This window comes from Bradyrhizobium sp. CCBAU 45321, from assembly GCF_028128975.1.
GTDB lineage: Bacteria > Pseudomonadota > Alphaproteobacteria > Rhizobiales > Xanthobacteraceae > Bradyrhizobium > Bradyrhizobium yuanmingense.
Genome location: NZ_LFKZ01000084.1, coordinates 1 through 8502, shown reverse-complemented (window position 1 = coordinate 8502; position 8502 = coordinate 1). Strand labels below are relative to the sequence as shown.

4 protein-coding genes and 3 pseudogenes are annotated in these 8502 nt (G+C 58.8%); 1 reads left to right on the top strand and 6 read right to left on the bottom strand.

The genetic code is table 11. From position 1 onward, the window contains the following. Positions 1–158 precede the first annotated feature (158 nt). The 6 genes and pseudogenes from ACM43_RS10200 to ACM43_RS10175 form a co-directional block, all read right to left on the bottom strand. Positions 159–584 (bottom strand): transposase, encoded by a 426-nt coding sequence (locus ACM43_RS10200; protein ID WP_100213465.1) that lies wholly within the window; start codon positions 582–584, stop codon positions 159–161. Between the two features lie 583 nt (positions 585–1167). After that, positions 1168–1762 (bottom strand): annotated as a pseudogene (locus tag ACM43_RS10195) (anthranilate synthase component II). Continuing rightward, positions 1759–3203: pseudogene (gene pabB / locus ACM43_RS38825) on the bottom strand (aminodeoxychorismate synthase component I). The pseudogenes ACM43_RS10195 and pabB overlap by 4 nt, the downstream one beginning before the upstream one ends. Beyond that, complete coding sequence (locus ACM43_RS10185; RefSeq protein WP_050996330.1) at positions 3203–4003, bottom strand: chorismate mutase family protein; 801 nt, start codon at positions 4001–4003, stop codon at positions 3203–3205. The pseudogene pabB and the gene ACM43_RS10185 overlap by 1 nt, the downstream one beginning before the upstream one ends. A gap of 1001 nt (positions 4004–5004) precedes the next feature. Next, on the bottom strand, positions 5005–6399 hold the full coding sequence (locus ACM43_RS10180) for an IS5 family transposase (protein WP_271539904.1): 1395 nt from the start codon (positions 6397–6399) through the stop codon (positions 5005–5007). A gap of 275 nt (positions 6400–6674) precedes the next feature. Further along, the gene (locus ACM43_RS10175; protein WP_036032411.1) at positions 6675–7550 is read right to left on the bottom strand and encodes a prephenate dehydrogenase/arogenate dehydrogenase family protein; all 876 of its coding nucleotides are present in this window, start codon (positions 7548–7550) and stop codon (positions 6675–6677) included. Positions 7551–8259: 709 nt separating this feature from the next. Between ACM43_RS10175 and ACM43_RS10170 the strand changes: the two are divergent. Then, positions 8260–8502, top strand: a pseudogene (locus tag ACM43_RS10170) (IS256 family transposase); the annotation flags it as partial.

The window sequence follows — 8502 nt, the reverse complement described above, 5'->3', positions numbered from 1 at the left end:
CCGCGGCAGCAAGTAAAGCTACGCGCTGCAAGCTAGAATGGCGCGAGCCGAACTCGCGCCGTTCCAATTACCTCCCGCCCCTTCAATCATCCATCATCAACAGGAGCAACCATGTCCTTGGACACGGATCGGATACGTGCGCTTAACGACGAGCTACGTCAACATTTGCTTGGCGGCAACGCCGTCATGACCGCTGGCATCGCTGCGCTTGGATCAGACGCAGTCAGGCGTTTGGTCCGCACCATCTCGGTCTTCGACACTTGACCTCCAGCCGACGCCGCGCTTCCTCTGCCGCCGCCAGCGCCCCCTGATGCTCGCTCCGTCGCGTAGCGCCGCGATGCCGGCAACACGCCTCGTTGTCGAAACCGCCGTCGCCAATCGTAGATCTGCCAGCGCGTTGCTCCGTGCTTGCGCGCCACCTCGGCCACCTGGGCACCGGGTAACAGACTCTCGGCGACGATCCGAGCTCTCTCAGCTTCCGAGCGCACGCGCCGCCCCGACGGTCCTTCCAGAACTTTCAACTGGCTCACCGAACCCGCCGATGGGCCGTCTAAATGGACGTCCTTTTTGCTGTCCAATCCCATCTCAAACCTCCGTCCAACCCGGAGGCTTCTTCGCACAGCTATCCCGATCCCGAACCAAGGGCTCCGGCTAAGCGCTTACTTCTCTCGAGGCAAGCACAAGCACAATTACCCTGTCTATTTGTCCGGCGTCGGGCCCACAGAAACAGCACGCAATCGTCGGCGGCAATATCAGCGACCGGCCTGCTCCAGGAGATCGCCGAGAACGTTCCCGTCGTCCGCTACATGCGACGATGGTCGCGAGACAAGGTGCGCGCGGAATGCGAGTAGCGAGGCTGGAGCGTCATCGTTGTGAATGTGATGAAGCGCGAGGATGTCACGGCGCCGCCGAATGCCGAAGCTCGACATCGTGCAGCACGAGGAGAGCTTTGAGGTCGTGCGGGCCGACGGGTTAAAGCGAGCCTTGGCAAACGGGAGGCGTCTAATAAAGAACCATAACCCGGCAGTAGACCACTCTTGTCTATCGGGGTTGACGCCGTGCCCGCGATTGAAGAACGGACGATTAGACTAACTGCCGGGATATCGAACAGCAGTTGGGATATTTGCCAGAAGTCTCGACAGAGGCGGATCACAAATAGACCCATCGTCACTCAGCGATACCGTCTTGCCAGTCGTTGGCGATTTTTAGGAAGTTGGCCAAGATGGTATGACCATGCTGCGTCAGAATCGATTCGGGGTGAAACTGAACGCCATAAGTCGGTTCAGTGAAGTGGGCGAGCCCCATGATTTCCTCCCTTTCGCTTCGGGCGGTGATGAGAAGCGGGATGGCCTCTGGGCGGGCAGTTCCACTGCAAGCGAATGGTAGCGCCCGGCGTTGAACGGACTCGGCACGCCTTGAAAAACGCCACTTCCATCATGGAGAATCGGAGTAGCCCGCCCATGCAGCGGCTCTTGGGCACGTCGCACCAAACCGCCAAATGCCTCACCAATGCACTGGTGGCCAGGCAGATGCCCAACATCGGGATTTTGCCACTGAGTTCGCGTACGAATGCCAGACAGTTTCCGGCGTCCTCCGGAGCGCATGGTCCGGGGGACAGAACGATAGCAGCAGGCCCGAGTTCCAAAATCCCGCTGACGTCGATCGCGTCGTTTCTAATGACACGAGGCACTTCATCAAGCTCGGCGAGATACCGTGCCACGGTAAATACGAACGAATCGTAATTGTCGATGAGGAGGATCATGGGTCGCTCGAATCGAGTTCCTCGAAGGCCTGCAGGATCCGCTCAGCCTTATCAAGAGTTTCTTGGTATTCCGCTGCTGGATTCGAGAGCGCCGTAATTCCTCCGCCGGCGTGAAACGATGCCCGTCCATTCAAAAACGTCACGGTGCGTATGGCGATGTTGGTGTCCATGAACTCGTTGAAGCCGAGACAACCGATCGCTCCGCAATACGCGCCGCGCGTCTCCTGCTCGACTTCGGAGATGATCTCCATTGCGCGGAGCTTCGGCGCGCCCGTCACCGAACCGCCCGGGAAGGCGGCCAAGAGAACATCAAGCGCCGTGTTTCCTCTCATCAGTGTTCCGGTAACCGAGGATACCAAGTGGTGCACTCCGGCGTAGCTTTCGAGAGAGACCAGTGAAGGCGTTTTCACGCTGTGTGGGCGACAGACGCGAGACAGATCGTTGCGCAAAAGGTCGACGATCATGATGTTTTCGGCGCGGTCCTTTTCGGAAGCAAGAAGCGCCTTGGCGCTGCGCGAGTCTTGCTCGGGGTCGTTGGCACGTGGCGCGGTCCCCTTGATCGGGCGCGTCTCGACCTCCCGGTTTTCAACCTTCAGGAATCGCTCAGGTGAGCTTGAGGCCAAAGCAAAGTCGCCGTGCTCAAGATAAGCACAGAACGTGGCGGCGTTCCGGTGGCGTAGTTTCAAATAGAAGGCCCAGGGATCATAGCCAAATGGAAGATCGGAGATGAGGCGCTGGGCCACATTCGCCTGGAATATATCTCCTTCCAGGATGTAATGTATGACACGCGCGACAGCAGTTTCGTAACTATTTTGTTCAAAGTTCGAGCTCCAGCTGAGCGCGGGATTGGTGGCGCGGGACCTCGAGCCCGCGAAACATCAAGGGCGAGGCGAGCTTCGATAAGCGCGGCTCGCTCCCGTGCGCGTGCCAAGGGGCTACTTAAATCTTTCTCCGGGTACCCAGACGAGATGATCCAAGCCCGATTTTCGATTTGGTCAAAAGCCACAACAACGTCATAGAATCCGAGCATGATCTCGGGCACCGGCCCCACCCCGGCAGCCGCCGGACGGGGCACGCGCTCAATGAGTTGTCCCATTTCGTAGCTAAAGAACCCAATTGAACCCGTTTGGAATGGCGGCAGGCCATTGTGGCTCTGGTGCGAGAAACGGCGCATCAGCTGCGCCAACTCGTAAAGTGGATCTTTGCCTGTGTGTTCGCCGTTCCAATATGACTTGCCGTGCTCGACCACCAGGCGACCGAACGGTGCTGCCGTCACATAGGAATAGCGTCCAAGGGTCGAGTGGCGCATCGCGCTGTCAAGGAAGGCCAGCTCGCCAAGTGGACGCAGGCGAGCGGCCGCTATATGCGGTTCGAGCCACGCAATCTCGCGCACGTGCAGCCCACGCGTGAGGTTTTCTCCTTTTTCCGTCGCATCGCACATCAGAAGACGCCATTGCCCTCCATCGCAGAGAACAGCGCACGCATATTATCCTTATCGAAGCCCCGGTTCGACACGCGCGTAACAAATTCCAACTGCATTCCACTGTTCGTATCGCGGCGGGTGAAGGACTGATTCAGGCCAGGTCCTTCGATGATACCTGTTAACAAATCGGCTCCTCTCTCCTTTGCGTCCGCAAGCACTTCCTCCTGATTGTCGACTTCGATCGCCAAATGCTGGATACCAGGCCCGTATGCATCGATATACTGGCTCACATTAGATTTTGCTGAGGTGCCCTGACACAGAACGAACGTGACACCGCCTGCTCGCATCGTCGCAGTTTTCATCCCGCTTACGAGACCTTCGATGTCGGCACGGTCGATCAACTCAAAGCCGTACTGACTTCTGAACAGACCAATCGCGGCCTCTAGATCGCGAACAGCTATCGCGACATGATCGATGCGGGAAGCGTTTCGCGCGAGAAGGCTGGCGACAGGCGCATCATTTGCGCCGACAACGCGCCTCCTTTCCAAGCTACACGCCTCTTCAATGATCAGATTGTAAAGGCGGCGAACGAACCTAGCGTCAAGGCCGCTCTTGACCGCGAACGTCGCAACACGCGCATGGACGGCCTCAACGCGGGCGGGCTGCATAATGCTAATGCCGTGCTTTCGCTTGTGCTCCGCAATTCGCTCACAAATGGCAAAGCGCTCACTTAAAGCGCGCATCAACTCGTCATCAAAGTTATCGAGCCGCGCGCGCAGGCGATCGAGATCGGCATCATGGATATCCTGTCCGTCCATTTGTTCCTCCGGTGAAGCGCATTGCCCATCCCTAAACACATCATATTGGCAGCCGTCCGCGCTTGTGCATGCCCCACGCGAAGAGCCGGGCCGGGATGAGTCGTCGTCTGCGTCGAGAGGGACGCTCTGAAAATGCCAGCGATTGTAAGTTAGGCCCCGACTGGCTGAACAAAAGTTGGGACCGCAGCTGGAACGAGATTTTCCTGAGTGCCGTAGGTGTGGCAACACGAGCAGCGCTCGGAGTGTGATTGTGGTAGTCGTATTCCCCTGTTCCTACTGACGAGATACTAATCCCGCTGTGCTCACACGGGCTCATGTTCGTCCACGCTCAGGACGCGAAGAGAACCATGCAAGCGACGTGCCCAACTGAAAGCTGCTGATTTCAGCCGCTTTGTCGACCTGAGCGAAGCGTCAACTTGTCGGCAGTGTCTCAAACCCGACGCCGACGCGTCTACTCTCAAACGATGGCTTGTCGGCGGGCACCGAAGCCTCGCGCTTGCTCTCGGCCGCAGCCGATTTTCCGCAACCTTGACCGAAATATGCGAACTGTTCGAGCGGCCTTCGGGCTGAGATGAGCAGAAGCTCAACATTCCTGTCGCATCGGAAGCAGCAAGTGACGGTCGCTTCGGACGTGGTACTCTGACAGGCCTAGGTAGGCCAGTCAGCCGACGCGCAGATTGTCGCAGCGGTTTTGCTCGGACGGTGTCTGCCGCGAAGAGGACTCCACAAATGAACTAGCAAGGTTCGCGCCGCTCAAGCCTGAAATCTCAAACGCCATCAGAGAAACAGGCTCCCGCTCAATCGTTTCGAGAATTGTTCACGGGCAACGGTCTACCCGTGGCACTCGTCAGCCAAAGAAGGACCGCCCTCGATAGACAATCGGTCGGATGTAATAGGTCCGCCGCAGTTCCCGTTCGAGCAACTCGCCCGACTTTTCGTCCACGGGATGGCCATGCTGGTCCGTTGGCGCCGTAATCAGGCGATTGAGATGAGCCTCGATTTCATGAAGAATAGCAATGATTTGCGTTCCACTGGGTAACGAGTCGTCCGTTAAGAAGCGAATTGAGCGGGGCGGGACGGCCGAACGTGCGCCATAGCTGGAGCAGGATGAGGCACAAGAGTTCTCTGAGCCAGGCGAGGATGCGGCGGAAGTTGTGGCCGACGGCTGAGAGGATGACTTTAGCCGCATCGCCGGCGCGGCCTTTGAGGTAGCAGCGGCCGAGGTGACCATCGGCCTTCAGGTGTCCGATGATGGGTTCGATGGCGGAGCGGCGGCGCAGCTCGCGCTTGATGACACCGAAGACGCCGCGCTTCTGGCCGGAGATGAAGATCCGTCGGGGATTTTGTGCGTCGTGGCCGCGGTATCCCTTGTCGACATAGGCCCGCTCGATCGCGCAGCCGGTGAGTGTCTCGGTGCGGTCGATGACGTCCCGCAAGGTGTGACCGTCGTACGGGTTATCGGGTAGCGCCCTGGCGTGCAGCACGAACAGGCCCCCGGGAGAACGGCGGTTGTTGGTGACGATGGAGGCTTTGACGCCGAACTCGTAAGGCGCGGCTGCTTTGCCCTTGCCGATGCACTCCACCTCCGGGGCATGGAAGGAATAAAGCTTGAAGCCGCGCTGGCGCTGCTGCTGCGAGCGGATCTGCGAGGCCCGGCTGAGCGGGAGGGCGAACGTGTTCTCAAGCACAGCCTGACCTTCGATCTTGCGGCGGATATCGCGGATGATCCGGCCCAGCCGGCTGCGCAGGATGCGCAACTGCCGCTGATGCCGCTTGAATTGCTTGGCATGGCCGTAGCGTCCCGCCATCATTGTCGCGGTTTTGGCAATGCGCAGATAGGACTGCCGCAGCTTGACCCCGTGCTTCCTCGCCAGACGGTTGAGCCCCTTGATCGCCGCGTGCAAGAGCTTGGCATCGGTCGGGAAGGTGATCGCCTTCGGCTGCACGGTGGTATCGACTGTGACCCGCTTGATGTCCTGGCTACGTAACGCGCCGGCCTCGTGTGCCACCCGCAAGCTCTCGGCCAGCAACAGCTCCAGCTTGTCGCCGAGCCGCTTGCGCCAGTGGCTCAGGTCCGAGCGCTCGTGCGGGAATGCGTGCTGGAAGAACTCTTCGCCGGTGAAGTACTGGAAATATGGGTCGTGGACCCAGCGCTCGCACACCCCCTCATCGGACAGCCCGTAAATGTGCTTGAGCAGCAACAGCCCGATCATGAAGCGGCTCGCGATCCCGGGCCGACCATTCTCGCTATAGAGCGGCGCGATCTCGCCGTCGATCCAGTCCCAATCGACCTTGCCGGCGAGCTGAACCAGCTCGTGCTTCATATTGATGATTTGGTCCAGCCTGGCCCGGAACAGATCGCCCGATCCCGTCGTCCTGTGCTTCTTCGGTCGCATCGCCACCTCCGATGCGATGACGGAATCATGGTTGGCGATTCGACGGAATCCTGAAAATGAAATTGCAAGGTTCCGACGCCCGAAGCATCAAACCCCTGCAAACGCAAAACAGTCCACAACGACAAATGCGATTCTAGCTCAATCGCTTAGCCACTCTTCACGGACGACTAACGAGCACCGTGGAACACGTCCCATGCGGAAGGAGGAGCCGACTATTGAAGGAGACGCCCCTTCTTTCTGGCTCTTCGTTGTGCCAGGAATGTCGCGTAATTATCTTATTCGGTGCTCTCTAGAGGAAAAATGGGGCGTGCAAACAGGCGCTCGCAAGTTGCGGCGGCCGGTTTGAGACGTGGCGCGAGATCACTCCACTCACTGCGAAGGTAGTCGAGCACTTCCTTGCCGTCCCCGCCTAGCCTCTCGAGTGCCGCGATCAGGCGCAAGCGGACTGTCGGCGCAAAAGGATTCTCCGTCTGGATCTCAGCAAATGTCTCGGGCGTGCCCGTCAACATGCGTCCGACTGCGGCCAGGAGAAGGTGATAGGGGGGCGGACCAACCTCCAGCGGAATTGCGGTGTTCTCGTCGCGAAGGATGCTCGCGAGCGACAGGAGCAGCGCATGTGTAGCCAGCTGACGCTGCGCAAGCAGTTGGTCGTGAGCTGCGGCATCGAGTGCGACAAGGCTCGCAGCCGTGTGCCGTAAAAACTGCAGAAAGGATTCGAGCCTCGGCCCTGATCTATACGCGACCACCGCGACTGGTCGATTTGCCCAACCGAGCTCCGGGCCAAACAGTGGATTGAGGCCAAGATACTCCACCTCCCGAGGTAAGGTAGCCGCCCAGGAGGCGGGTCTCGTCTTGACCGAAAGCGTCTCGATCAACAGTGTGTCGCGCTTGAGCTGCCGACAGACGGATGTGAATGCGACTTCAGCTACCGTGAACGGCAAGGCAAGAACGACAATATCGGACTCCGCAATGGCGGATTCGGCCTCCTGCGTCAGGTTCATCGCATCGCTCACGATCAGGTCCTCATCTATGTCAGCCACCCGCCCGTGATCCACGAAGCGTATGCGGCTGCCGGACGTTTTCAGAAGCTCGGCGAGCTTCAGCCCGACGCGTCCGGCGCCTATGATCGTGACTTGTGAACCTTGCACCATGTGTTCCCGCCTGTTCGCGATTAGAGCGTTTGCGACGCTTCAACTGCTACGCAGCTTCAGCCATCAATTGTTGTTTGCTATCCATCGCTTCTGCGTTGCATTCTCTTTCGATCATACAATCGGAAAATCAAGCCAAAACGGCCTCATCGCAAAGCGCCAACAAACCCTTTACCAGCAGATAAGCTCTGCGTTACCGACAAGGTTCTTCAGAAGCCTCTGATCGAGCTCCGCCAGCTCAGCCTTACACTTGGCTATATCCAATTGAGCGCGGAAGAGTGTGGCCTTGAGCTCTTCTCGCCGTCTCAATTCTTCTCGAAGTTCGCAACGCCCCTGCATCAGGGGTCCCCCCGTGATAACCATTACCACTCAAGACTAGGAATCGGAGACCTCCAGCTCAAGGACCGATTCGTTATTTGAGTAGCGCTAAAGCAAGCTTGAGGTCACTCGAGTTCCCCACACGTACGACGTGTTCGACGGAACCTATCAGCTACGTTTTCTGGAGGCCAGTTCCGCTTGAAGAGCAGCTGATCAATTGTCACATAAAACAAGATCTGAGGTTGCGATGTAGTACAGCAGTGGGAACTACCAGCAAACGGGGATGGCGGCCGTCGCCGGAGCTAGCGGGATCTGGGTGATGACGATGTGAGGAAGGCGGCGTATCGAGGCGGGTGACGAGCCTGCCAGAACCTCTTGAGGAGAGCGATACGCCATGACCGAGACTACCAATGTTCTTGCTTTCCGTCAGCCGTCCGCGGTTGATATCCACTGACCGATATCGTTCGAGCCGGCGCGCGGGACCTGCTTGCTAGGGCGATCGAGATCGAGCTTGGCGCGTTCTGGCCAGCACGGCCAATCTGACGCTGCCCGACGGTCGAGCGCGCCTGGTCCGACATGGGCACGGTCCGGTGCGCGCGATTGCGACCGGCATCGGTCCGGTGGAGGTCGCTCGTCC